22 protein-coding genes and 1 pseudogene are annotated in these 22,045 nt (G+C 69.0%); 9 read left to right on the top strand and 14 right to left on the bottom strand.

Annotated features, from left to right (window positions below):
• Positions 1-16: 16 nt before the first annotated feature.
• Positions 17-829: a TlpA family protein disulfide reductase gene (locus BM060_RS22615; protein ID WP_074983191.1), complete on the bottom strand. Its 813-nt coding sequence runs from the start codon at positions 827-829 to the stop codon at positions 17-19.
• 335 nt (positions 830-1,164) lie between these two features.
• Positions 1,165-2,616 carry an aminotransferase-like domain-containing protein gene (locus BM060_RS22610; RefSeq protein ID WP_074983189.1) on the bottom strand — a complete coding sequence of 484 codons (1,452 nt, stop codon included), beginning with the start codon at positions 2,614-2,616 and terminating at the stop codon, positions 1,165-1,167.
• 174 nt (positions 2,617-2,790) lie between these two features.
• On the opposite strand from BM060_RS22610, the gene BM060_RS22605 reads away from it, so the two are divergent.
• Entirely contained in the window at positions 2,791-3,021 is a 231-nt protein-coding gene (locus BM060_RS22605; RefSeq protein WP_074983187.1) for a DUF1127 domain-containing protein, read from the top strand.
• A 3-nt stretch (positions 3,022-3,024) separates the two neighbouring features.
• Here the strand turns inward: BM060_RS22605 and BM060_RS22600 are convergent.
• From BM060_RS22600 to BM060_RS22590, 3 genes and pseudogenes are all read right to left on the bottom strand, one after another.
• Positions 3,025-4,490 (bottom strand): annotated as a pseudogene (locus BM060_RS22600) (YifB family Mg chelatase-like AAA ATPase).
• A 186-nt stretch (positions 4,491-4,676) separates the two neighbouring features.
• Positions 4,677-4,943: an accessory factor UbiK family protein gene (locus tag BM060_RS22595; protein WP_074983184.1), complete on the bottom strand. Its 267-nt coding sequence runs from the start codon at positions 4,941-4,943 to the stop codon at positions 4,677-4,679.
• A gap of 92 nt (positions 4,944-5,035) precedes the next feature.
• The gene (locus BM060_RS22590) at positions 5,036-7,066 is read right to left on the bottom strand and encodes an acyltransferase family protein (RefSeq protein ID WP_074983182.1); all 2,031 of its coding nucleotides are present in this window, start codon (positions 7,064-7,066) and stop codon (positions 5,036-5,038) included.
• A 544-nt stretch (positions 7,067-7,610) separates the two neighbouring features.
• Between BM060_RS22590 and glnK the strand changes: the two genes are divergently transcribed.
• The 4 genes from glnK (at position 7,611) to sutA (ending at position 10,246) form a co-directional block, all read left to right on the top strand.
• Complete coding sequence (gene glnK / locus BM060_RS22585) at positions 7,611-7,949, top strand: P-II family nitrogen regulator (RefSeq protein ID WP_003457590.1); 339 nt, start codon at positions 7,611-7,613, stop codon at positions 7,947-7,949.
• A 34-nt stretch (positions 7,950-7,983) separates the two neighbouring features.
• A complete protein-coding gene (locus tag BM060_RS22580; protein WP_074983180.1) occupies positions 7,984-9,318 on the top strand; it encodes an ammonium transporter in 1,335 nt (444 codons plus the stop codon).
• 101 nt (positions 9,319-9,419) lie between these two features.
• The gene (locus BM060_RS22575; RefSeq protein ID WP_043268164.1) at positions 9,420-9,845 is read left to right on the top strand and encodes a secondary thiamine-phosphate synthase enzyme YjbQ; all 426 of its coding nucleotides are present in this window, start codon (positions 9,420-9,422) and stop codon (positions 9,843-9,845) included.
• 77 nt (positions 9,846-9,922) lie between these two features.
• Positions 9,923-10,246, top strand: a complete 324-nt coding sequence (sutA, locus tag BM060_RS22570; protein WP_009614062.1) for a transcriptional regulator SutA — start codon at positions 9,923-9,925, stop codon at positions 10,244-10,246.
• Positions 10,247-11,080: 834 nt separating this feature from the next.
• Here sutA and BM060_RS22565 read toward each other — a convergent pair.
• The 6 genes from BM060_RS22565 to lptM all read right to left on the bottom strand — a co-directional run bounded on the left by BM060_RS22565 (position 11,081) and on the right by lptM (position 15,740).
• Entirely contained in the window at positions 11,081-11,773 is a 693-nt protein-coding gene (locus BM060_RS22565; protein ID WP_074983178.1) for an HAD family hydrolase, read from the bottom strand.
• On the bottom strand, positions 11,770-12,690 hold the full coding sequence (gene xerC / locus BM060_RS22560) for a tyrosine recombinase XerC (protein WP_074983176.1): 921 nt from the start codon (positions 12,688-12,690) through the stop codon (positions 11,770-11,772). Before xerC ends, BM060_RS22565 begins: the two co-directional genes overlap by 4 nt.
• Positions 12,691-12,772: 82 nt before the next feature.
• Positions 12,773-13,474 carry a DUF484 family protein gene (locus BM060_RS22555; RefSeq protein ID WP_074983174.1) on the bottom strand — a complete coding sequence of 234 codons (702 nt, stop codon included), beginning with the start codon at positions 13,472-13,474 and terminating at the stop codon, positions 12,773-12,775.
• A gap of 25 nt (positions 13,475-13,499) precedes the next feature.
• Positions 13,500-14,330 carry a diaminopimelate epimerase gene (dapF, locus tag BM060_RS22550; protein ID WP_074983172.1) on the bottom strand — a complete coding sequence of 277 codons (831 nt, stop codon included), beginning with the start codon at positions 14,328-14,330 and terminating at the stop codon, positions 13,500-13,502.
• A 10-nt stretch (positions 14,331-14,340) separates the two neighbouring features.
• The gene (gene lysA / locus BM060_RS22545; protein WP_074983170.1) at positions 14,341-15,588 is read right to left on the bottom strand and encodes a diaminopimelate decarboxylase; all 1,248 of its coding nucleotides are present in this window, start codon (positions 15,586-15,588) and stop codon (positions 14,341-14,343) included.
• Positions 15,589-15,599: 11 nt separating this feature from the next.
• Entirely contained in the window at positions 15,600-15,740 is a 141-nt protein-coding gene (lptM, locus tag BM060_RS22540; protein WP_009614052.1) for an LPS translocon maturation chaperone LptM, read from the bottom strand.
• Positions 15,741-16,126: 386 nt separating this feature from the next.
• Here lptM and BM060_RS22535 point away from each other — a divergent pair, with 386 nt between their 5' ends.
• The 4 genes from BM060_RS22535 to rnk all read left to right on the top strand — a co-directional run bounded on the left by BM060_RS22535 (position 16,127) and on the right by rnk (position 18,215).
• Positions 16,127-17,176, top strand: coding sequence for an AraC family transcriptional regulator (locus tag BM060_RS22535; protein ID WP_074983167.1), 1,050 nt, complete (start codon positions 16,127-16,129; stop codon positions 17,174-17,176).
• Positions 17,177-17,185: 9 nt separating this feature from the next.
• Positions 17,186-17,521 carry an iron donor protein CyaY gene (gene cyaY / locus BM060_RS22530; protein WP_064584849.1) on the top strand — a complete coding sequence of 112 codons (336 nt, stop codon included), beginning with the start codon at positions 17,186-17,188 and terminating at the stop codon, positions 17,519-17,521.
• Complete coding sequence (locus tag BM060_RS22525; RefSeq protein WP_074983165.1) at positions 17,499-17,699, top strand: DUF1289 domain-containing protein; 201 nt, start codon at positions 17,499-17,501, stop codon at positions 17,697-17,699. The genes cyaY and BM060_RS22525 overlap by 23 nt, the downstream gene beginning before the upstream one ends.
• A gap of 108 nt (positions 17,700-17,807) precedes the next feature.
• Positions 17,808-18,215, top strand: coding sequence for a nucleoside diphosphate kinase regulator (gene rnk / locus BM060_RS22520; protein ID WP_074983162.1), 408 nt, complete (start codon positions 17,808-17,810; stop codon positions 18,213-18,215).
• A gap of 204 nt (positions 18,216-18,419) precedes the next feature.
• On the opposite strand, the gene BM060_RS22515 is transcribed toward rnk, so the two are convergent.
• The 3 genes from BM060_RS22515 to BM060_RS22505 form a co-directional block, all read right to left on the bottom strand.
• Positions 18,420-21,263: a class I adenylate cyclase gene (locus tag BM060_RS22515; RefSeq protein ID WP_074983161.1), complete on the bottom strand. Its 2,844-nt coding sequence runs from the start codon at positions 21,261-21,263 to the stop codon at positions 18,420-18,422.
• Positions 21,264-21,395: 132 nt separating this feature from the next.
• Entirely contained in the window at positions 21,396-21,629 is a 234-nt protein-coding gene (locus BM060_RS22510; RefSeq protein ID WP_009614040.1) for a TIGR02647 family protein, read from the bottom strand.
• A gap of 61 nt (positions 21,630-21,690) precedes the next feature.
• A complete protein-coding gene (locus BM060_RS22505) occupies positions 21,691-21,963 on the bottom strand; it encodes a hypothetical protein (RefSeq protein WP_074983159.1) in 273 nt (90 codons plus the stop codon).
• Positions 21,964-22,045: the final 82 nt, after the last annotated feature.

The following is a 22,045-nucleotide window of genomic DNA, read 5'->3' as shown; positions in this document are numbered from 1 at the left end:
TTCGGCCGGCCCCGGCTCAGCGCCGGGGCTCGGCCAACTGCTGCAGGCCGTGCTCCAGGCTGGCGGCGGACAGCTCTCCCATGTGGCTGTGGCGCAGGTGGCCGTCGGCGGCGTAGAAGAAGGTGGTCGGCATGCCGTAGGCGCCGGTGGCCTGGCCGAACTGGTTGCCGAGGTCGAGCAGGACTTCCCTGGGCTTCAGGTTCTGGCCGGCGAGGAAGTTGGCCACGGCCTCGCTCGACTCACCCTGGTTGACCAGCACGAAGCGCACGTCCGGGCGCGCCTGCTGGGCGGCTTCCAGCACCGGCATCTCGCGCCGGCAGGGTGGACACCAGGTGGCCCAGAGGTTGACCACCAACGGGCGGCCGTCCAGTTGGCCGAGGTTCACCGGGCGGCCTTGCAGGTCGCTCAGTGCCAGGGCCGGCAGCTGCTGGCCGCGGTCCAGGGCGGAGACCACCGCCTTGCCACCGCCCCAGATGCAGAGACCGCTCACCAAGGCGATGGCCAGCGGCCGGCGCAGGTTTTGGCGGCGCCAGGTCAGCCAGGCGCCGAGCAGGGCCGCGGCGAGGGCGCCTGGCCAGGCGAGGAAGCCGCCGTCGCGGATGTCCAGCACGCTCCAGGGCGCCGTCGCGTACTGCCCGGCGTAACGCGCGACGAAGGCCAGGCGCGCCGCCAGCAGGCCGGCCAGGAGCATGGCGAACAGCGCCCCCTCGGGGTTGCCGCCACGCCTGCGCCCGGCCAGCCAGCCGCCCAGCAGCGCGGCGAGGAAGCCCAGGTAGAGCAGGGCCTGGGGCATGGGAATGGCGAGTGGGCCGAGGATCAGGCTGGTCATGACGGTCTCCGGGAGGCAGGCCGCGAGTATCGCAGCCCCGTGCCGGTGGGCGGGAGGTGTGCTGTGGATAAATGTTTCGATTGTGCCTTGTCGCCCGGCACGGTATTTCCCTGTAGGAGCGCGCCCTGCGCGCGAATCGCGGGCAGGGCCCGCTCCTACAAAGCGCCGGAGAAACACCGTCGTAGGATGGGTTGAGCGAAGCGATACCCATCACCGCGGCAGCATGGGTTTCGCAGGCTCAACCCATCCTACGAAGAGCACCTTGGTGCAGCCGGCAAGACAGCCACTCCTACGACCGTGCCTCCCCAACACCGTTGCCCAGGCGCTATGCCCCTTCACGCCAGAGCGACATCCTCCCCGGCCTCGGCGTGCAGTTCCTCCACCAGCCGCGTGGCGCAGGCGCCGACCTTGCGCACGGCTTCTTCGATACGTGGCAGGTCGCGGTTGGAGTAGTTCATGCGCAGGCAATTGCGGTACTTGCCGGCGGCCGAGAAGATGCTGCCGGCCGCCACCTGCACGCGCTCGGCCTGCAGTTCGCGGTTCAGCCGCACGCTGTCGAACTGCGGGTGCAGTTCCACCCAGAGCATGAAGCCGCCCTGTGGCCGGGTGGCGCGGGTGCCCTCGGGGAAGTAGCGGGCGACCCAGTCGGTCATCAGGTCGCGGTGACGCTGGTACTGGGCGCGCATGCGGCGGATGTGCGGCTCGTAGTGGCCGCCGCCGACGAACTCGGCCAGGGCCATCTGCGGCTGCGGCGCGCAGGTGCCGCTGGCGATGTACTTGAGGTGGAGGATGCGGTCCAGGTAGCGTCCCGGCACCACCCAGCCGGTGCGCAGGCCCGGCGCCACGGTCTTGGAGAAGGAGCTGGCCAGCAGTACGCGGTCGTCGCTGTCGAAGGACTTGATGCTGCGCGGCCGCGGGTAGGCATAGGCCAGTTCGCCGTAGACGTCGTCCTCCAGGATGGGCACGTCGTAGCGCTGGGCCAGGCTGAGCAGGGCGCGCTTGCGCGCGTCGGGCATGATGTAGCCCAGCGGGTTGTTGCAGTTGGGGGTGAGCAGGATCAGCTTCACCGGCCATTGCTCCATGGCCAGCTCCAGGGCTTCCAGGCTCACCCCGTTGGTCGGGTCGGTGGGGATTTCCAGGGCCTTCAGGCCTTGGGCCTTGAGCGTCTGCATGGCGCCATGGAAGCTCGGCGAATCGATGGCGACGATGTCGCCCGGCTGGCAGATGGCGCGCAGGGTGATGGCCAGGGCCTCCTGGCAGCCGGTGGTGATGATCGTTTCGCTGGGCGGCACCTGGCAGCCGGAATCCAGCATCAGCCGGGAAATCTGTTCGCGCAGCGCCAGCGAACCCTGCAGGCCTTCGTAGCCCAGGGCCTGCAGGTCGGTGCGCCGCGCGGCGTTGGCCATGGCGCGCTGCAGCGGCTTGAGCGAGGGGCTGGCGATGTCCGGGGTGCCGCGGCCGAGCTGGACGAAATCGCCGCCGGGGGCGTGGCGCACCTGCTCCAGCACCTGGTCCCACTGCGATACGTCCACCGGCCGCTGCGCCGGCCGGGTCATCGCCGGCATGGCCGGCTGCGGGCGCCGTTCGGGGACGAAGAAGCCGGACTTGGGCCGCGGTTCGACCAGCCCGGCATCCTCCAGCACCCGGTAGGCCTGTTGCACGGTGCTGATGCTGACGCCGTGCTCTTCGCTCAGTGAGCGCACCGAGGGCAGGCGGTCGCCAGGGCGGTACAGCCCCTGCTCGATGCGCTCGCCGAGGGTGGCGGCCAGTTGTGCATAGCGCTTCATGACAGATGCCTCGTGCCGCGCCGTGGCGGCGAAGACCAGTACAGATCGGGCAAAAATACGCCATTCAGTTGGTTTTTTCCGCTGTCTGTATGGAAAAAATTCCATTTCTTTGAATCTGTAATGAAGCCTGCCCTTTCGCCACTCTATCCACAGGCTCGGAGGAGGAGTGACGACATGAACGGCATGACAGACGTGCGCTTGACCCTGTACCAGCGCGAGCTGCTCGGCATCGACGACGGCAGCCTGGCTCCGCGCGGCCCGGTGGAAAGTCGCTGGCGGCAATTCTGGCGGCGGGTGCGCACGCGCAGGCAACTGCTGGAGCTCAGCGACGTGCAGCTGCGTGACATCGGCATTTCCCGCGAGCAGGCGCGCATCGAGGCGCTGCGGCCGTTCTGGCGCTGCTGAGGCTCAGTGCCCGGCGCGGTATTGCAGGGCCTCGGCCAGGTGCGGCCGGGCGATGCGTTCGGCGCCTTCCAGGTCGGCCAGGGTGCGGGCGACCTTGAGGATGCGGTGCAGGGCGCGCAGGGACAGGTCCAGGCGCTCGCCGGCGGTTTCCAGCCAGGCCTGGTCCTGATCGTCCAGCGCACAATTATGGTGCATTGATTTGAGGTCGAGGACGGCGTTCGCGCAACCCTGTCGCGCCAGTTGCCGTTCGCGGGCGCTGGCCACCTGCGCGGCGACCTCGGCGCTGCCCAGGCTGTCGCCCTGGGGCACCAGGCGCGTGCTCTCGCGGCCCACGGTCAGGTGCAGGTCGATGCGGTCCAGCAGCGGGCCGGAGAGCTTGGCGCGGTAGCGCTGGATCTGCTCCGGGGTGCAACGGCAGCGGCCGCTGGGGTCGCCCAGGTAGCCGCAGGGGCACGGATTCATAGCCGCCACCAGTTGGAAGCGCGCCGGGAAGCGCACCCGGCCGTTGGCCCGGGCGATCACGATTTCTCCCCCTTCCAGGGGCTCGCGGAGGACTTCCAGGACCTTGCGATCGAACTCCGGCAGCTCGTCGAGGAACAGCACGCCTTCGTGGGCCAGGGTGATTTCCCCGGGTTGCGGCCGGCTTCCGCCACCAACCAGCGCGGCGGCCGAGGCGCTGTGGTGTGGCTGGCGGAACGGGCGCTGCGGCCAGTGCGTCAGCGGCCCGCGCCCGGACACGGAGTGGATGGCCGCCACCTGCAGCGCCTCGTCTTCGCTCAGCGGCGGCAGCAGCCCCGGCAGGCGGCTGGCCAGCAGCGTCTTGCCGGTGCCCGGCGGGCCGCTCAGCAACAGGTTGTGCGACCCGGCGGCAGCCACCAGCAGGGCGCGCTTGGCCGCGGCCTGGCCCTGGACCTCGGCGAGGTCGGGGTAGGGCGGGGTTTCCCGCAGCAGGCCGCGGGCCTGGTAGGGCGCCAGGGGCGTCTGGCCGGTCAGGTGCGCGGCCAGTTCCAGCAGATGGCCGACGGCGTAGACGGTCAGGCCGCTGGCCAGGCTGGCTTCTTCGGCGTTCTCCTTCGGCACCACCAGGGCGCGGCCGCCGGTAGCACGCCCTGCACCGGGCGCAGGGCGCCGGACAGGGCCAGTTCACCGAGGCATTCGAGGCCGTCCAGGCTGGTGCCGGCCAATTGACCGTTGGCGGCGAGCAGGCCCAGGGCGATGGCCAGGTCGAAGCGCCCGCCGTCCTTGGGCAGGTCGGCCGGGGCGAGGTTGAGGGTGATGCGCCGGGCGGGGAATTCGAAGCCGGAATTGAGGATGGCGCTGCGCACGCGGTCCTTGCTTTCCTTGACCGCGGTTTCCGGCAGGCCGACCAGGGTCAGCGACGGCAGGCCGTTGGCCAGGTGCGCCTCGACGGTGACGCCGGGAGCCTCGACGCCGACCTGGGCGCGGCTGTGGACGATGGCCAGGGACATGGATGGGGGCAGCCTCTTCCCTCACAAACCGCCAGTCTAGGAGGTCAGGGAAGCTGGGACCATGCTCGAAGCCGCTGTAATGCTGCCTATGTCCTGTGGGAAGTTTCTTGTTGGTCCGGGTTGGTGAACACGAACGGGAAGAAAAGCGGGAGAGGAATCGCTCTCTCCTTTCCCAACCCCTGCGGCTTATTCGGTCTCGGCGGGCGGCGTGAGTCTGGCTTCCAGTTCGGCGACCTTGGCTTCCAGCGCCTCCAGGCGGGCGCGGGTGCGGGCGAGCACCACCATCTGGCTGTCGAACTCGTCGCGGCTGACCAGGTCGAGCTTGCCGAAGGCGCTCTGCAGCAGGACCTTGAATTGCGCCTCCAGCTCGGCGCGGGGCAGCGGCGATTCACCGCCGAAGAGGCGGCTGGCCTGTTGGCCGAGGGCGTCGAGGAAGGCTTTGGGCGGCAGCATGGCGAGGGTTTCCGGTTGGGACTGGGTAGGGAGTCTATCACGCTGCCCGGTGCCGCTGGCGCGGACCGGGCAGCCGCCGCAGGTTCTGCGCGTTAGCGCGGGGGATCGGCCTGGGCCGTGGACAGGTCCGCGAAGACCTTGGCGAACATGGGCGCCAGGAGCCGGCTGCCCGCCGCGTTCAGGTGGTTGTCGTCGGCGTAGTAGGCCTGTCCTTCCCGGCCGCCGTAGCATTGCCCTTCGTCGCACAGGTAGGGAAGCGGATCGAGAATCTGCACGCCGCAGGCTTCGCGGGCGCGGTCCTGCACGCTCCAGACGAAGCCGTTGCGCGCCTCGTAGTCGGCCCGGCTGAGGGTGACTTGCGGCGCCTTCCCCTGGAGCATCTTCCGGCTCATCACATCCGGTACGTCGACGCGCATTTCCGGTATCGGCCGCACCAGGTAGACCGGGCGCTGCCGCGCCAGGGCGCAGGCGTGGTCGATGTAGAGCCGGGCGAACGCTTCGAGCCATTCGCTGCTGGGCTCGTCCACGGGCGAGCTGATGTAGGCCTGCGGCCGGTTCTTGCGGTTCTGGTCGATGCCGTTGTAGCCCAGTGGGTAGACGGAGGTGCGGGTGACGATGATCAGTGGCACCCGGCCGGGCGCATCGCCGAGTTCGGCCGGCAGCTGCCGGCGCAGGCGGTTGCAGGTGTCCTCCGGGTTGTCGCGCGGGTGCTCGCGGATGTGCAGCCCGGGGACCGGCAGGCAGGCTGGCGCGGCCCGCAGGTAGATGCCCTGGCCGGCGTCGGGCAGCGCGAGTTGCGCGGCGGTGACCACGGAGGCGGCGTGGCTGTCGCCGATGAGCATGGCCTGGATGTCCGGCCCGCCATACACGCAGCCCGCGCCCTTGCTCAGGCACTCCCCGTTGCGCGGCGTGCCCTGCAGGGCCTGTTCCCGCATCGCCAGGATGTCCGCGGGCATCCGTTGCGGGAAGCCTTTCGCCCTGACCACCACCTGCGCCAGGTAGCCGGCGAGGATCATCAGCCCGGCCAGGCCGGCCACGGCGAACGTTCGCCTGCTCGTGCTCAGCCAGCGTCGCGTCGGTCGTTCCACCAGCCGGTAGGAGAGTTCGCCCAGCAATAACGTCAGCAGCAAGGCTGCGGCGATCCACAGGGGCGTTTGCCGGTGGCCGGCATGGAACAGCCAGGCCACCAGCGGCCAGTGCCACAGGTACAGGGAGTAGGAGCGCGTGCCCAGCCACTGGACGGCGCCATGGGTGCACCACGGCGAGGTTTCCCGCCGGGCCGCCAGCACCATGGCGGTTCCCAGTGTCGGCAGCAGCGCCAGTGCGCCGGGCCAGGCGGCGGACTCGTCGAGCAGGAATACCGACGCCCCTATCAGCGCCAGGCCGCCGGCTTCCAGCAGGCGCCGCGCCGTCGCCGGGAGCCCGAGGTTCGAGCAGAGCAGGAAGCACAACCCGCCCAGGAGCATTTCCCAGGCGCGGGCGGGCAGAAGGTAGAAAGCCTTTTGCGGATGGCTGGCGGTCAGCGTGATGCACAGCGCCAGCGAGCAGGAGAACAGCGCCAGGTGCACGCCCACGAGCGTGCCGCGCCGGGGCAGCAGCTTCCAGGCGAGGGCGAGGATGAGCGGCAACGCCAGGTAGAACTGCCATTCGACGGACAGCGACCAGGTGTGCAGCAGCCATTTCGCCTGGCTGGCGCTGTCGAAGTAGCCGGCTTCCTTCAGATACAGGTGATTGGACAGGAAGGCCAGGGACTGTCGGGCGTGCCGGCCGAGGGTCTTGTAGTCGTTCGGTGCCAGCAGCAGCCAGCCGACGGCCAGCACGACCGCGCAGACCACCAGCAACGCCGGAAGGATGCGCCTGGCCCGGGCCCAGTAGAACGCCAGGACGGAGAAGTCGTTGCGTTGCAGGCCCGTGCCGATGATCCCCGCCATGAGGTAGCCGGAGAGCACGAAGAACACGTCCACGCCGACGAATCCGCCGGCCAGTCCGCCGACGTCGAAGTGATAGAGGATGACCGCGACCACCGCCAGGGCGCGCAGGCCGTTGATGTCCTGCCTGAAGTGGTTGGCGGGCGTGGGGGTTGCCTGGCCGGGCCAGGCGCGGCGGCTGGGGAGAAGGCTCATCGCTGGTTGTCCGCAAATCGGCGAAAGATAGGTCTTTCGACTCCTGCGGCGACGCCCGCTCGGATACTGAGGAACTTGCCTTCAGGCTTTCGGAAAATCCCTTCGGATAGATGGCCCTGGTCCAGCGCTGGTCGAGCCTCTTCCCTATGGCGCCGCCCGGATGGCCCTGGTCGGCCCCCGCGTTGGCCGGAAAAAGCAGGGCGCTGCACGATTTTTGCGCAGGCATGGCGGCAGGACTGCCCGGTTCTGGTGCGCGACATGGCGCCTGGCCATCGCCCGGCGCACGGCGTTTTTCGCTAAGCGGCTGAATCGCCGGGCTTTTCGCCGAGCTGGCAAGCTTCCTGCTTTGGGGCTGGCATAGCGTGCACCGATGCAGGTCCGGTGCGGCTGGCGGAGCTGACGAGCGCTTCGCGGGAAGCGGCTGGAAGAGGTCGGAGTGCTGAGGTAGGGCGGCCGGCGCGTTACAAAGCCAGACACTGCGCTTAGACTTGTCCCCGGGTTCGTTTTCCTGGGGCGAGTCCACCAAAACACGGGAGAGAGTTTCATGAAGCTAGTCACAGCCATCATCAAGCCGTTCAAGCTCGACGACGTGCGCGAGTCGCTGTCCGAGATCGGCGTGCAGGGCATCACTGTGACCGAAGTCAAGGGCTTCGGCCGGCAGAAGGGGCACACCGAGCTGTACCGTGGTGCGGAATACGTCGTCGACTTCCTGCCCAAGGTGAAGATCGATGTGGCCATCGCCGATGACCAGCTGGACCGTGTCATCGAGGCCATCACCAAGGCCGCCAACACCGGCAAGATCGGCGACGGCAAGATTTTCGTCGTGAATCTGGAACAGGCGATCCGCATCCGTACCGGCGAGACCGGTACCGACGCCATCTAAGCCAACCGAACCCCCCGCCCCAGGAGAAACAACAATGACTCTGCGCAAGTTCGCAGGGCTAGGAGCCCTTTTGTCCCTCGCAATGCCTGGCCTGGCCATGGCGGACGAAGCTGCGGCCCCGGTCCTGAACAGTGGTGACACCGCCTGGATGCTGATTTCCAGCGCCCTGGTGCTGATGATGACCATCCCCGGCCTGGCGCTGTTCTACGGCGGCATGGTGCGCGCCAAGAACGTCCTGTCGATCATGATGCAGTGCTTCGCCATCACCGCGCTGATCAGCATCCTGTGGGTCGTCTACGGCTACAGCCTGGCCTTCGACACCGTCGGCATGGAGAAGGGCGTGATCAACTTCGCCTCCTTCGTCGGCGGCTTCGACAAGGCCTTCCTCAGCGGCCTGACCAGCGAAGGCCTGACCTCCGCCGCCGCGCTGTTCCCGGAAAGCGTCTTCGTGATGTTCCAGATGACCTTCGCGATCATCACCCCGGCGCTGATCGTCGGCGCCTTCGCCGAGCGCATGAAGTTCTCCGCGCTGCTGATCTTCACCGGCCTGTGGTTCACCCTGGTCTACGCCCCCATCGCGCACATGGTCTGGAGCGGTGACGGCGGCCTGCTGTGGGACTGGGGCGTGCTGGACTTCGCCGGCGGCACCGTGGTGCACATCAACGCCGGTGTGGCCGGCCTGGTGGCCTGCCTGGTGATGGGCAAGCGCAAGGGCTACCCGACCGCCGCCATGGCCCCGCACAACCTGGGCTACACCCTGGTCGGCGCGGCCCTGCTGTGGGTGGGCTGGTTCGGCTTCAACGCCGGTTCCGCCGCCGCCGCCAACGGCACCGCCGGCATGGCCATGCTGGTGACCCAGATCGCCACCGCCGCCGCCGCCCTGGGCTGGATGTTCGCCGAGTGGATCACCCACGGTAAGCCGAGCGCCCTGGGCATCGCTTCGGGCGTGGTCGCCGGCCTCGTGGCCGTCACCCCGGCCGCCGGCACCTGCGGCCCGATGGGCGCCATCATCCTCGGCCTGGCCGCCGGTGTGATCTGCTTCTTCGCCGCCACCAGCCTGAAGCGCGCCATCGGCTACGACGACTCCCTGGACGCCTTCGGCGTGCACGCCGTCGGCGGCATCGTCGGCGCCCTGCTGACCGGCGTGTTCGCAGCGCCGGCCCTGGGTGGCTTCGGCACCGTCACCGACATTGGCGCCCAACTGTTCATCCAGTTCAAGGGCGTGGCCTTCACCATCGTCTACACCGGGATCGTCAGCTTCGTGATCCTCAAGGTGCTGGACCTGGTCATCGGCCTGCGCGTCACCGAAGAAGAAGAAACCGTGGGCCTGGACCTGGCCCTGCACAACGAGCGCGGCTACAACCTGTAAGGTTCGCGCGAGTTCGACGAAGGGCGCCTACGGGCGCCCTTTGTTTTTTTCTGCGCTTCGCTAGAATGCGCCCGCATCGGTAGCCAATCGGAGGCTTCGCCATGTGGCAGCAGACCCTGATCACCCTGCGCCCGCGGTCGCGCGGTTTCCACCTGGTCACCGACGAGGTGCTGGCGGCATTGCCGGACCTGGCGCGCTGCCGGGTCGGCCTGCTGCACCTGCTGTTGCAGCACACCTCGGCGTCACTGACGCTGAACGAGAATGCCGACCCCTCGGTACGGCGGGACTTCGAGCGATTCTTCAATCGCCTGGTGCCGCAGGACGAGGGTGGCTACGAGCACGATTACGAAGGGCCGGACGACTTGCCCGCGCACTTCAAGGCCAGCCTGCTGGGCTGCCAGCTGACCCTACCGGTCAGTGCCGGGCGCCTGGCGCTGGGCACCTGGCAGGGCATCTACCTGGGCGAACACCGCGATCACGGCGGGCCGCGAAAGGTGCTGGCTACCCTGCAGGGCGAGGCTCTGTGAATTTTTTCCGGCAGCGTTCGTCAAAGCGCGCGGCTGGGCTATAACTAACCTGCTTTGCAGCACCACGAGGTTGAGCGATGAGCGACGAAGAACTTGAACAAGACGAGCTGGAAGGTGCCGACGAGGACGACGGCGAAGAGCTGGCCGCGGCTGACGATGGCGACGCCGATGGCGAAGCCGACGAGGCCCCGGCTTCCTCTGGTGGCGGCAAGAAAGCCAAGGCAGCCGTAGAGGAAGAGGAACTGCCCTCGGTGGAGGCCAAGCAGAAGGAGCGCGACGCCCTGGCCAGGGCCATGGAAGAGTTCCTCTCCCGTGGCGGCAAGGTCCAGGAGATCGAGCCCAACGTGGTCGCCGATCCGCCGAAGAAGCCGGACAGCAAATACGGCAGCCGCCCCATCTAAGGGCGACGTCGTGAAGAAGCCCGCCCTCCCCGGAAGGGGAGCGGCGGGCTTTTTCTTTATGGTGGCCTGTTGGGGCGGGTCGGTGGGGGGCCGTTCCTGCAGGTGCGGCTTTTCGTAGGAGCGAGCTTGCTCGCGAATGGGGTTTGCCGGGGGCGTAGGTGTTGGGGTTAAGAGCGCCCTCTCCCCAACCCTCTCCCTGAAGGGAGAGGGGGCTGTTCGGAGTGGATGGGGAGTTTGGAGTCAGCCTGGAACGCCTAACCCCACCCTGTCATTCCCGCGGACGCGGGAAACCAGGGTTCGCGAGCAAGCTCGCTCCTACGAAAAGCAAAAGCAAAAGCGCGTTTGCTCTTGGATTTCCAGAGGAATATCCGCGCGCACCGGAGTGCCCCTTCAGAAGGCCGAGCGAAACCGGCGCTCAGGAGGTCATGCGACATGGATGTCGCGAGAGCCCCGATGGGCTACAGGGACGTACCCTCGGGGCGGGCCTCCGTGGCGGGGGAATTCGTGAGGGTAGCCCGGCTCCATCGGGCCCGTATGTCGGGGCAAGCCTTTTTGGTTCCTTTTGTGGCGTTTGACAAAAGGGACTCGCCCGAGGGGGCGAAACGAGAGACATCAACGCACTCGGAGCGGCGCGCTACACCAAGCCCAACCCCAAAGAAGTCTCTGGGTTCCCGCGTTCGCGGGAATGACGGGGGTGAGGATCGGAGCGAGGGATCAGGATTCGCAAGCGAAGCCACAGCCCCCTCCCATATGAAAAACGCCGTTTCTCCCAGGCAGAGAAACGGCATTTTTTCTTAAGGGAACGACACTGCGCTCCCACGAGGAGCATTTCGATTACAGCCGCGCCAGCACCCCGGGCAGCTCCGCGAGGCTGTGGATGATCGCGCTGGGCGCTTCCTCGCCCTCCCAGGCCTTGCGCGCCGGGTTGAACCAGATGGCCTGCAGGCCGGCGCGACGGGCGCCGGCGATATCGTCGCTGGGGTGGTCGCCGATGTGCACCGCCTGCTGCGGCTCAACGCCAGCGCGCTTGAGCGCTTCCTGGAAGGGCTTCGGGTCGGGCTTGCCGATGCCCAGCTCCTCGGCGCACAGGGCGAACTGGAAGTAGTCGGCCAGCCCCAGGCGGCGCACGTCGGCGTTGCCATTGGTGAGCACGCCGAGGATGAAGCGGTTGGCCAGGGCCTCCAGCGTCGGGTGCACCTCGGGGAACAGGCTGACCTGGTGGCGCGCATGGAGGAAGACCTGGAAGCCGGCCTCGGCCAGGTCCGCCGCTTCCGCCTGTGGATAACCGGCGTCGAGCAGGGCGTGCAGGAGGATGCGCCGGCGCAGCTCGCTCAGGCGGTGCCTGAGCATTGGGTCCTGCTGCATCAGCCGCGCGCGGATCTCCCACAGATGCTCGATGGGCACCGGGCCCAGTTGCTCGGCGTTCGCCGCCAGCCATTCGCGCAGGGTGGCCTCGGCGCTGTTCATCACCGGGGCGACGTCCCAGAGGGTGTCGTCGAGGTCGAAGGTGACCAGCCGGATGCTCATTCCTCGGCTCCTGTATCGGTATCGCGTTTGACGCGCCTGGCCCGCGGGTGGGCGTTGTCGTAGACCTTGGCCAGGTGCTGGAAGTCCAGGTGGGTGTAGATCTGCGTGGTGGCGATGTCGGCGTGGCCGAGCAGTTCCTGCACCGCGCGCAGGTCCTGGGAGGATTCCAGGATATGGCTGGCGAAGGAATGCCGCAGCATGTGCGGGTGCAGGTGCTGGCCCAGCTCGCGCACGCCGGCCTGGCGCACCCGCAGCTGCACGGCGCGCGGCGTCAGGCGCTTGCCGCTGTGGCCGACGAACAGCGCGCGGTCGGCCGGGCGGACCATCTCGCGCAGCGGCAGCCAGTCCTCGATGGCCTTGCGCGCGGCGCGCCCCACCGGCAGTTCGCGGACCTTGTTGCCCTTGCCGAGTACCCGCACCAGCCCGGCGGACAGGTCCAGGCCGTCGAGGTCCAGGCCGACCAGCTCGGACAGGCGCAGGCCGGAGGAATAGAACAGCTCCAGCATGGCCTGGTCGCGGCGGGCGATGAAGTCGTCCTCCAGGGCGCCGTCGAGCAGTTGCCCGGCGCGGTCGGCGTCGAGGGTGCGCGGCAGCTTGCGCGCGGCCTTGGGCGCGGCCAGGCCGTCGGCGGGGTTGTGCCGGCAACGGCCCTCGCGGATCAGGTACTGGTAGAGCCCGCGCACCGCCGAGAGCAGCCGCGCCAGGCTGCGGCTGGCCAGGCCCTGGGCGTGCAGGCGGGCGACCTGCGCGCGCAGCTCGCGCACCTGCAGGTCGGCCCAGTCGGCGATGCCGTTCTTCTCGCACAGCGCAACGACCTTGAGCAGGTCGCGCCGGTAGCCGGCGAGGGTATGCGCGGACACCTGGCGCTCGCTGCGCAGGTGTTCGAGGAAGGCATCGATGTCAGCTACAAGCTTCAAGCTTCAAGCTCCAAGTGAAAAGCCCGGCTTCCACCGCGTTGCCTTGCTTGCGGCTTGAAACTTGAGGCTTGCCGCTGCCTGGCTAGCGTACCGACCGCAGCGGCGCGGAGAAGCGCGGCAGGACGCGGGCCAGGACCTCGGCCACGTAGCCGAGGAACAGGGTGCCGAGGGAGCTCTTGTAGTGCTGCGGGTCCGGGCTGCCGATGGCCAGCACGCCGTGCAGGCCTTGGTAGTTCAGCGAGACCACCGCCGCCGAGCCGACGCCCTCGCGCTCGGCTTCGCCGAACAGGAAGGCCAGCTCGTGGGGGCGCAGCACGCCGCAGACGGTCTTGCCGCCGGAGAGCAGGCCGCCGATGGCCTGGTGCGCCTCGGCGCTGCTCACCGAGCGGCCCACCGGCAGGTTGTTGTCGCTGAACAGGATGAAGCTGACGTAGGGCACCTGGAATTCGTGGCGCAGGCTGTCTTCCACGGTGCTGACCACTTCCTCCAGGCTGGTGGCGTCGAGCAGGTCGAGCACCAGGCGGCGGGTCTTGTCGAACAGCCGGTCGTTGTCGCGGGCCACGTCCATCAGTTGCGCCAGGCGATGGCGCATCTCGATGTTGCGTTCGCGCAGCAGGCGCACCTGGCGCTCCACCAGCGAGACGGCGCTGCCGCTCTCGTGGGGGATGCGCATCTCCGGGATCAGCTCGTCGTGCTCGACGAAGAATTCAGGATGCTCGCGCAGGTACTCGGCGACCTGTTCGGCATCCAGCGGCGGGCGGTGTTCCGGGCTGTTCTCGGTCATGGGCGTCTCGGCTTGGCGTCTCGGGTTACAGGCGGACCTGGCCTTCGTACACCCGCACGGCGGGCCCGGTCATCATAACCGGCTGGCCGGGGCCTGCCCACTCGATGTTCAGGCGGCCGCCCGGCAGGTCGATCTGCACCGGCGAGCGCAGCCAGCCCTGGCGGATGCCGGCCACCGCGGCGGCGCAGGCGCCGGTGCCGCAGGCCAGGGTCTCGCCGACGCCGCGCTCCCACACGCGCAGGCGCGCATGGTTGGCGTCGAGCACCTGGAGGAAGCCGATGTTGGCCTTGGCCGGGAAGCGCGGGTGCACCTCCAACTGCGGGCCCAGGGTACGCACCGGGGCGCTGTCGACGTCGTCCACCCGCAGCACGCCGTGGGGGTTGCCCATGGAGACGGCGGCCAGCTCGACGGTCTGCCCGTCGACTTCCACGGCGTAGCTGGTGGCTTCGGCGTCGGCGACGAAGGGCACCTGTTCCGGCGCCAGGCGCGGCGCGCCCATGTCCACGGTGACCTGGCCGTCGTTGGCGACGCTGAGCTCGATGATGCCGCCCTTGGTCTCGACGCGGATGGTCTTCTTCATGGTCAGGCGCTTGTCCAGCACGAAGCGGGCGAAGCAGCGCGCGCCGTTGCCGCACTGTTCCACTTCGCTGCCGTCGGCGTTGAAGATGCGGTAGCGGAAGTCGACCTCGGGGCTGCCCGGCGGCTCGACGATCAGCAGCTGGTCGAAGCCGACGCCGGTGTTGCGGTCGCCCCAGGTCTTGACGTGGCGGGGCAGCACGTGGGCGTGCTGGCTGACCAGGTCGAGGACCATGAAGTCATTGCCCAGCCCGTGCATCTTGGTGAAGCGCAGTAGCATGGTTTCGGCCTCACTCCGGCAGCAGGCTTTCGCCGGCGTAAAGCTCCTGGACGGTCTCGCGGCGGCGCACCTCGAAGGCCCGCTCGCCATCCACCAGCACCTCGGCGGCGCGGCCGCGGGTGTTGTAGTTGGAACTCATGACGAAACCATAGGCGCCGGCCGAGCGCACCGCCAGCAGGTCGCCTTCCTCCAGGGCCAGCTCGCGGCCCTTGGCGAGGAAGTCGCCGGTCTCGCAGATGGGGCCGACCAGGTCGTAGGTACGCTTGGCGCCGCTGCGCTCGCGCACCGCGGTGACGTCCATCCAGGCCTGGTACAGCGCCGGGCGGATCAGGTCGTTCATCGCCGCGTCGATGATGGCGAAGTCCTTGTGCGCGGTGTGCTTGAGGTACTCCACGCGGGTCAGCAGCAGGCCGGCGTTGGCCACGATGTAGCGGCCCGGCTCGAACACCAGGGTCAGCGCGCGGCTGCCCAGGCGCTCGCGGATGGCGCGGATGTAGTCGCTGGCCGGCGGCGGGGTTTCGTCGCGGTAGCGCACGCCCAGGCCGCCGCCCAGGTCCAGGTGGCGGATCAGGATGCCGCGCGCGGCCAGGCGGTCGACCAGCGCCAGCAGGCGGTCGAGGGCGTCGAGGAAGGGCTCCAGCTGGGTCAGCTGCGAGCCGATGTGGCAGTCCACGCCTTTCACTTCCAGGTTCGGCAGCTCGGCGGCGCGGGCGTAGATGGCCTCGGCCTCGTCGATGTCGACGCCGAACTTGTTCTCTTTCAGCCCGGTGGAGATGTAGGGGTGGGTCTGGGCGTCCACGTCCGGGTTCACCCGCAGCGACACCGGCGCCTTCACGCCCAGTTCCGCGGCTACTTCCTGCAGGCGTTCCAGCTCCACGGCGGATTCGACGTTGAAGCAGTGCACGCCCACTTGCAGGGCGCGGCGCATGTCGTCGCGGCTCTTGCCGACGCCGGAGAACACCACCTTGGCCGGGTCGCCGCCGGCGGCCAGCACGCGTTCCAGCTCGCCGCGCGAGACGATGTCGAAGCCCGAGCCCAGGCGCGCCAGGACATTCAGCACGGCCAGGTTGGAGTTGGCCTTGACCGCGAAGCAGACCAGGTGCGGCAGGCCCTGCAGGGCGTCGGTATAGGAGCGGAACTGCTGCTCGATGTGAGCGCGCGAATAGACGTAGGTGGGCGTGCCGAAGCGCTCGGCTAGCGCCGACAACGCCACGCCTTCCGCGAACAGTTGCCCGTCACGGACGTTGAATGCCTCCATGTGCTGCTCCCTTACAGACCGTAGCGGTCCTTGCTGTGCTTGCTTTGGGCTTGCTGGTCGTCCGGCAGGTACAGCGGGCCTTTCTGGCCGCAGCCGGCGAGCGCGGCGCTGAGCACGGCGAGCGCGACGAAGGGAAGAAGCAGTCGCTTCATGGCGGAATCCTTGTATTCAAAGCGTAATTGGACCGGAGTATACCGGCCCCCCGGCGCCTTGCCTATGCGAGTGGACTCCCGCCCGGCGGGCCTTCCAAAGGGGCTGGCGGGGGCTGCTCGCAGCCGCGACGGCGCCTGTTCCAGCGCGAGTACGGCACCTGCCTTGACCCCGTCGCGCAGTCACACGACGGATGGGCGGCGGCGCGCCGGAGCAGTCCCGTCCCTTCGGGTTGCGCGGAAAATGTCGCCATGCATCGTTGCGGGACTTGGCAAGGGGCGACCATTCCCGGCGTCCCGCGCCTAGCCTGACGACATTTTTCGCAGCAACGCGGTTTGCGATCAGCCCCCGCCAGCCCCTAGGATCTGACAGAAAAAACGGAGGACCCATGCAAGCCCCCGTCCCACTCGCCGGTTCCATTTCCATCGCCTACGTGCAGGGCCTGGTGGACCACCTCGAGCGTCGCGGCGTCGCGCCGCAACGGCTGCTGGCCGGCGTCCAGCTCGAGCCGTCGATCCTCGACCAGCGCGAGGCGCGCATCGCCGCCAGCGTCTATGTCGACCTGCTGGAGCTGGGCCTGGCGCTGAGCGGCGACGCCGACCTCGGCCTGCACCTGGGCGAGGCCGTGCGCCCCGGCCACTTCGGCGTGCTCGGCTACCTGCTGATGAGCTGCGCGACCCTCGGCGACGCCCTGCACCGCCAGGCGCGCTATGCGGAGCTGGTGGGCAGCCTGGGCCGCGTCGAGCTGGCCGACGAGCCGCCGCGCGCCGGCCACGAGCCGCTGGTGCGGCACCGCTGGGAGCCTTTGCTGCCGCGCCAGCAGCGGCAACTGGCGGAGGAGACCCTGGCCTGCTGGCTGCGCTTCGGCCACTGGATCAGCGGCCTGCAGCAGGCGCCGCTGGAAGTGCGCTTCCGCCACCCGGCGCCGGCCGACACCACCGAGCACCGGCGCATCTTCCGCTGCCCGGTGCTGTTCGGCCAGGCGGACAACGCTCTGGTCTTCCCCCGGCGCCTGCTGGCGCTGCCCCTGGGCCAGGCCGACAGCCAGATCCAGCGCACCCTCGACGCCTACGCCGGGCGCCTGCTGGAGAGCATCCGCCGCGGCGAGGGCGTGCTCGAACGGGCCCGCCAGTGCCTGGCCGAGCGCCTGCCGGAGCAGGCCGTGGACCTGGAGGCCCTGGCCGGCGAGCTGGCCCTGAGCCCGCGCACCCTGCAGCGCCGCCTGCGCGACAGCGGCCTGTCGTTCAGCCGCCTGGTGGACGAGACGCGCCAGCAATTGGTGCTGCACCACCTGCGCGACCCGGCGCTGGAGCTGGCCGACGTCGCCAGCCTGGTCGGCTTCAGCGAGACCGGCTCGCTGGCGCGGGCCTTCCGCCGCTGGACGGGGCAGAGTCTCGGGCAATACCGGCGTACACTGCAGCCTTTGGCAGATTCCTGAGGACAATGCATGAGCAGCATGAGCGAAGCCCGTTTCCACGACCTCGTCGACGAGGTGCAGACCACGGTGGAAGACGCCTTCGATGACAGTGACCTGGACGTGGACCTGGAGAATTCCGGCGGCGTGCTGACCGTGCGCTTCGAGAACGGCAGCCAGCTGATCCTCAGCCGCCAGCCGGCGCTGCGCCAGCTGTGGGTGGCGGCGCGTTCCGGCGGTTTCCACTTCGACTACGACGAGTCCGGCAGCCTGTGGCTGAGCGACAGCACCCGCGAGCCGCTGGGCGCGCTGCTCAACCGGGCGACCCTCGAGCAGGCGGGCGCGGATGTCGAGTTCCCCGGCCTCTGAGGCGCCGGTCCCCTCGCCCTGCTGCCGGCGCTGCTGCCTGGACGAGGGCGACGTCTGCCTGGGCTGCGGGCGCAGCCTGGCGGAGATTCTCGAATGGAACGAGGCCGACGGCATGCGCCGGCGGCAGATAGTCGAGGCCGCCCTGGCACGCCGCAAACCGCTGTGGCCGGGCCCCTGACCGGGTGGTCTTGCTTATTCGCGGTACTGTGTTAGTGTCCGCTGAAAACCCCGCCTTGGGCGGGGTTTTTCTTTTTTTGATCCACTGCCAAGGAGTCTGCCGGCCATCATGACCACCGCACCGTCCATCACCGTTACCCGTCTCGACCTGCAACGTCTGGAGCGCCTGCTCGACAGCCTGGAAGAGTACGGCCCGGCCGCCGAAGCGCTGGAAGCCGAGCTGTCCCGCGCCAACGTGGTCGGCCACGACGAGGTGCCGCCGGGCGTGGTGACCATGAACTCCAGCGTGCGCTGCCGCGAGGAAAGCAGCGGCAAGGAGTACCTGCTGACCCTGGTCTACCCGGAGGACGCTGGCGGCGAAGGCAAGGTATCCATCCTCGCGCCGGTGGGCACCGCGCTGCTGGGCCTGACCGTCGGCCAGAGCATCGACTGGCCGGCCCCGGGCGGCAAGACCCTCAAGCTGAGCCTGCTGGACATCACCTATCAGCCCGAAGCCGCCGGCGACTACAACCGCTGAGCGTCCGTCACGATCTGCTGCGCGTCGGCATAACTGCGTTAAAAACAGGCGAGTAATGCTCATTTAGTGGACTAAACTGCGCTTCCTCGCCTGTTTGACTCGCTGCGCTCGCCCTTCGGGCCAGCCTTCGGCTGTTACTCCCGTTGGTCGTTGCGCCTTGTTCTGCTCTAGCTCGCGAGATCGTGAATAGGCTTTGAGGCGGCCTCAGGCCTCGGCCAGGGCCTGGTTCAGCGCGCTCTCCAGACGCTGCTTGTAGCGCAGGTAATGGATGCTCTGCAGCGCCGACTCGGCGGCCACCGCCGACAGGTCCAGGTCGGTGATGTAGCAGGGGTAGCGCTCCTGCCCGCGGCGCTGGGCGAGGATGTGCCGGGCCACGGCCTGGAACAGCCCGGCGCCGTACTCCAGTTCGGAAAACTCGCGGTGGTTGCAGTACAGGGTGATGCGCGAACGCTGCCCCGCCCCCGGCTCGACGATCGCCTGGACGTTGTAGTAGGGCCGCTCCTGCGCGCTGGGCGGCGCCTGGCGGCGTTCCACCCGGCGAGCCCGTCCGCGGCCGGCCGGTAGCAATTCGTAATAAATGATTTCCTGCACCGGCTGCGCCTCGCCCAGCGGCAGCTGCGCGCTGCGCCGGTAGAGCATGGCCTGGAGGAAACGCTGCAGCGGCACCAGCAGCGTCTGCTCGTCGTCGCAGGCCTGGCGGCCGTGCCACAGGGAGTTGCGTTCGTCCAGCAGGTAGAGCGTGGCCTGGTCCTCGTCCAGGCGGTAGAACACCTGCAGGCAGCCGGGGCGGCCGAGCGGCAGCAGCAGCGCCAGGTCCTCGCCTTCCAGGGCGTGGCGGTCCAGGTGCAGCGGGCTATAGGCGCCCTGGCGTTCGCCCAGGTGTTCGAGCAGGGCCGGCAGGTCGGCCAGGCTCTGGTGGCTGACCTGGCCCGGCTGCAGGCGCAGCAGGTGGTACTGCTGGCGGATCTGCAGCAGGTAGCGCCCGCCGTTGCCGCTGGCCAGCTGGGCGTAGGCGTCCTGGAACAGTTCCTCGACGCGCTGGGCGATGGCCGCCGCGCGGTTGCGGCAGAAGCAGCGCACCAGCAGGCGCGGCGGCGCGGTGTCGGCGGGCAGGGCGTTGAGGTAGTCGCGCAGGCAGTCGAGCAGCGCGCCGGGGCCGGCGTAGCGGCTGACCAGCAGTTCGTTCCAGCTGTTCAGGGTGACCTGGTCGAGGGTCAGCACCAGGTTGTCGCGCATGCCGGAGTAGCCCAGCGAGTCGGTGCGCCCGCTGGTCATGTGCAGGTTGGCCTGGCTGTGCTGGCGCAGCGGGTCGAGGCCGACGTTCACCAGGATCAGCACGCTGGCCGGGGCGCTGGGGCGCAGCAGGGCGCTTTCGGCCACTTCTTCCAGGGGCATGGGCATTGCCTGCTGCAGGCCGAGCAGCAGGTTGCCCAGTTCGTGTTCGCTCAGGTCGCTGTCGCCGGGCTGCAGCGACAGCCGGGTGCCGCCATCGATCACGCCGTTGCGGTGGCTCCAGGCCAGCAGCTCGATCAGCTCGCGGGCGCGCTTGAGCGGCGCGTAGTCGGCCAGCTCGGCGCCCGTCAGGTTGCCCGGGAACAGCGCCCAGGAACCGCCCTCGGCGGCGTTGCCGGCGGGCAGGCGGGCGAGGGTGAGGAGGTCTTCGCCCAGGTCCGGGGCGATGCCCGGGTTGATGTGCTCGACCTTGCCGGCCTTGCGTTCGAAGGCGGCGTACAGGCGCCGGCCGAGCACGCCCAGGTCGCGCGGGTCGATGCCGCTGGCGGCCCGCTGCTGGCGGGCGAAGCGCGAGAGGAAGCGGTAGCTGTAGGTCAGCTCGTTGACCAGGGCGCGGCGCTCCAGGGTGACCTGGCGCACCTTCCACTGGCTGCGCGCGTCGAGCAGGCCGAGCACGCGCCCGTCCCAGCCCCAGGCGCCGGTCAGGCGCTCCATCAGCAGGCGCTGCCAGCTCTTGCGGCCCTGCTGCGGGCGGCGGCTGAGCTTCTTGCCGACCTTCAGGTACAGGCAGCGGCGCACCAGCTCCAGGCGTTCCTGCTCGCCGCGCGCGAGGAGGTATTCCTCCAGGCGCCGGTAGAGCAGGATGTACGGGTCCAGCTCGTCCAGTTCCAGGCGCCCGGCGTAGACCTCGGCCTTGAAGCGCAGGGCCAGGCAGGCGACCTGCGGGTGCTCGCTGGCGTAGACCTCGCTGAGCAGCAGCTTGAGCACCGCCTTGTAGGGCGAGGTGATGCCCTTGAACAACTGCCACATGCCCGAGCCGACGAACTCGCCGGGCGGGATGTGCGCCAGGTGGCCGAGGTCGAGGACTTCCCCGTGGCGGATGAAGCGCTTGCTCAGCAGTTGCTCGACGTAGTCGCGATAGCGCCCTTCCTCGTATTCCGGCACCAGCCACCACAGCGGCGTGCGCCCGCCGAGCCAGATGGCGGTGCGGTAGAACTCGTCGAGCAGCAGGTAGTGCTGGCTGGTGCCGCAGTCGTCGGAGGTCAGCCGGGCGTTGCGCGCGCCGCTGACGAAGCCGCGCGGGTCGATGAGGAAGCAGTGCACCTCGGCGCCCTGGCCCGCGGCCCAGCGCTCCAGCAGCTCGCACTTGCGCTGCAGCTCGGCCACCGCGCCGGGCGCGAGCCCCGGGGCGTGGCAGACCCACAGGTCGAGGTCGCTCCGCTCCTCCTGGGCCACCGTGCCCAGGCTGCCCATCAGGAACAGCCCATGGATCGGCAGGTCGGCCTCGCCGCGGCGCGGCTTGTAGCTGAACGAGCGGGTCAGGCGCTGGGCCTCGGCCAGCAGCTCGTCGTCGGGGACGAAGCCGCACAGCCCCGCCGGGGTGGCGCCGGAGACGTAGCCGGGCAGCAGCGGGTGGTTGACGTCCAGCAGCAGCGGCAGCAGGCGCAGCACCAGTTGCTGGCGGCTCGACAGCGCGGCCGTGGCGCGCTCCAGGCGCCCCTGGTTGATCGCCAGGAAGCGCTTGCGCAGGCGCGCCAGGACCTTGCGGTCGATGCCGTCGTCGATGTCCGGACGAATCTCGTGGGTGAAGGTCATGGCCTGCCGCGGTCAGCTATCGGGCGGTTATGGCTGAGTGCCATTACCGCATGATCTGCACTGTATATCGACCGCGGCGGGGCTGTCCTTAAGGAAATGGGGCGGGCCGCCGATGGATGGCGGCCGCGGGGTTCAGGGCTTGAGGATGTTCAGCAGCACCTGGGCGTGTTCGGCGGCGTCCAGCCCCAGGCTGGTCAGGTAGCCGCCGTCGGGCTGGTCGATCAGGCCCTTGGCGTGCAATCGCCCGGCCGCAGAGACGGCCGTCGGGGCCGCGTCATGGTGGATCTTCAGGCCTGCCTGGGTGTTCTCGAGATCGAACAGGGCAAGCAATTCCAGTTCCGCTACCAGCTCTTGGGTGAAGGCCATGGCGACTCCTCGGTGGCGATGTTGCGCCAGTTTAGCCACAGCCACCCCGCGCTCGGCAAGCTCATTCCTCGCCGGGCAGCTGCGGCAATGCGCGCAGGGCCTGCTCGTACCAGGCGCCGTCGAAGGCGCGTTCCTCGGCGAGCATCGCCTGGATCTCGTGGGCCAGCACCAGGGCCATCATTTCCAGGGCCTCCTCGCGCTCGTAGCCGACCAGCGTGAGCTTGTTGAGCACCGCGCGGGCCGCCGCCGGCTCGCCGCTTTCGATCTGGTTCTCGATGGCCTGGATCAGGGTTTCTGCCGCGAAGGATTCTTCGCCGTCGTCGATGTCGCTCATGCCGGGTGGCTCCGTGCGGGCTTGTGCAGCCGGGGGAAGTTGTCCAACCTGCGCTGACCTGGATGGCCGCAGAAGGACGCGG

This window comes from Pseudomonas citronellolis, assembly GCF_900112375.1.
In the GTDB taxonomy this organism is placed as follows: Bacteria; Pseudomonadota; Gammaproteobacteria; order Pseudomonadales; family Pseudomonadaceae; genus Pseudomonas; species Pseudomonas citronellolis.
Note: the sequence above shows the minus strand (reverse complement) of the source record. Positions and strands in the feature narration are given on the sequence as shown.

Coding starts and splice junctions, on each gene's coding strand:
- lysA (WP_074983170.1), bottom strand. CDS start 15,588: ATGGAGGCATTCAACGTCCGTGACGGGCAACTGTTCGCGGAAGGCGTG.
- BM060_RS22615 (WP_074983191.1), bottom strand. CDS start 829: ATGACCAGCCTGATCCTCGGCCCACTCGCCATTCCCATGCCCCAGGCC.
- rnk (WP_074983162.1), top strand. CDS start 17,808: ATGACCACCGCACCGTCCATCACCGTTACCCGTCTCGACCTGCAACGT.
- BM060_RS22510 (WP_009614040.1), bottom strand. CDS start 21,629: ATGGCCTTCACCCAAGAGCTGGTAGCGGAACTGGAATTGCTTGCCCTG.
- glnK (WP_003457590.1), top strand. CDS start 7,611: ATGAAGCTAGTCACAGCCATCATCAAGCCGTTCAAGCTCGACGACGTG.
- BM060_RS22565 (WP_074983178.1), bottom strand. CDS start 11,773: ATGAGCATCCGGCTGGTCACCTTCGACCTCGACGACACCCTCTGGGAC.
- BM060_RS22505 (WP_074983159.1), bottom strand. CDS start 21,963: ATGAGCGACATCGACGACGGCGAAGAATCCTTCGCGGCAGAAACCCTG.
- BM060_RS22525 (WP_074983165.1), top strand. CDS start 17,499: ATGTCGAGTTCCCCGGCCTCTGAGGCGCCGGTCCCCTCGCCCTGCTGC.
- BM060_RS22605 (WP_074983187.1), top strand. CDS start 2,791: ATGAACGGCATGACAGACGTGCGCTTGACCCTGTACCAGCGCGAGCTG.
- BM060_RS22580 (WP_074983180.1), top strand. CDS start 7,984: ATGACTCTGCGCAAGTTCGCAGGGCTAGGAGCCCTTTTGTCCCTCGCA.
- sutA (WP_009614062.1), top strand. CDS start 9,923: ATGAGCGACGAAGAACTTGAACAAGACGAGCTGGAAGGTGCCGACGAG.
- BM060_RS22595 (WP_074983184.1), bottom strand. CDS start 4,943: ATGCTGCCGCCCAAAGCCTTCCTCGACGCCCTCGGCCAACAGGCCAGC.
- BM060_RS22575 (WP_043268164.1), top strand. CDS start 9,420: ATGTGGCAGCAGACCCTGATCACCCTGCGCCCGCGGTCGCGCGGTTTC.
- BM060_RS22535 (WP_074983167.1), top strand. CDS start 16,127: ATGCAAGCCCCCGTCCCACTCGCCGGTTCCATTTCCATCGCCTACGTG.
- cyaY (WP_064584849.1), top strand. CDS start 17,186: ATGAGCAGCATGAGCGAAGCCCGTTTCCACGACCTCGTCGACGAGGTG.
- lptM (WP_009614052.1), bottom strand. CDS start 15,740: ATGAAGCGACTGCTTCTTCCCTTCGTCGCGCTCGCCGTGCTCAGCGCC.
- BM060_RS22515 (WP_074983161.1), bottom strand. CDS start 21,263: ATGACCTTCACCCACGAGATTCGTCCGGACATCGACGACGGCATCGAC.
- BM060_RS22555 (WP_074983174.1), bottom strand. CDS start 13,474: ATGACCGAGAACAGCCCGGAACACCGCCCGCCGCTGGATGCCGAACAG.
- BM060_RS22610 (WP_074983189.1), bottom strand. CDS start 2,616: ATGAAGCGCTATGCACAACTGGCCGCCACCCTCGGCGAGCGCATCGAG.
- BM060_RS22590 (WP_074983182.1), bottom strand. CDS start 7,066: ATGAGCCTTCTCCCCAGCCGCCGCGCCTGGCCCGGCCAGGCAACCCCC.
- dapF (WP_074983172.1), bottom strand. CDS start 14,330: ATGCTACTGCGCTTCACCAAGATGCACGGGCTGGGCAATGACTTCATG.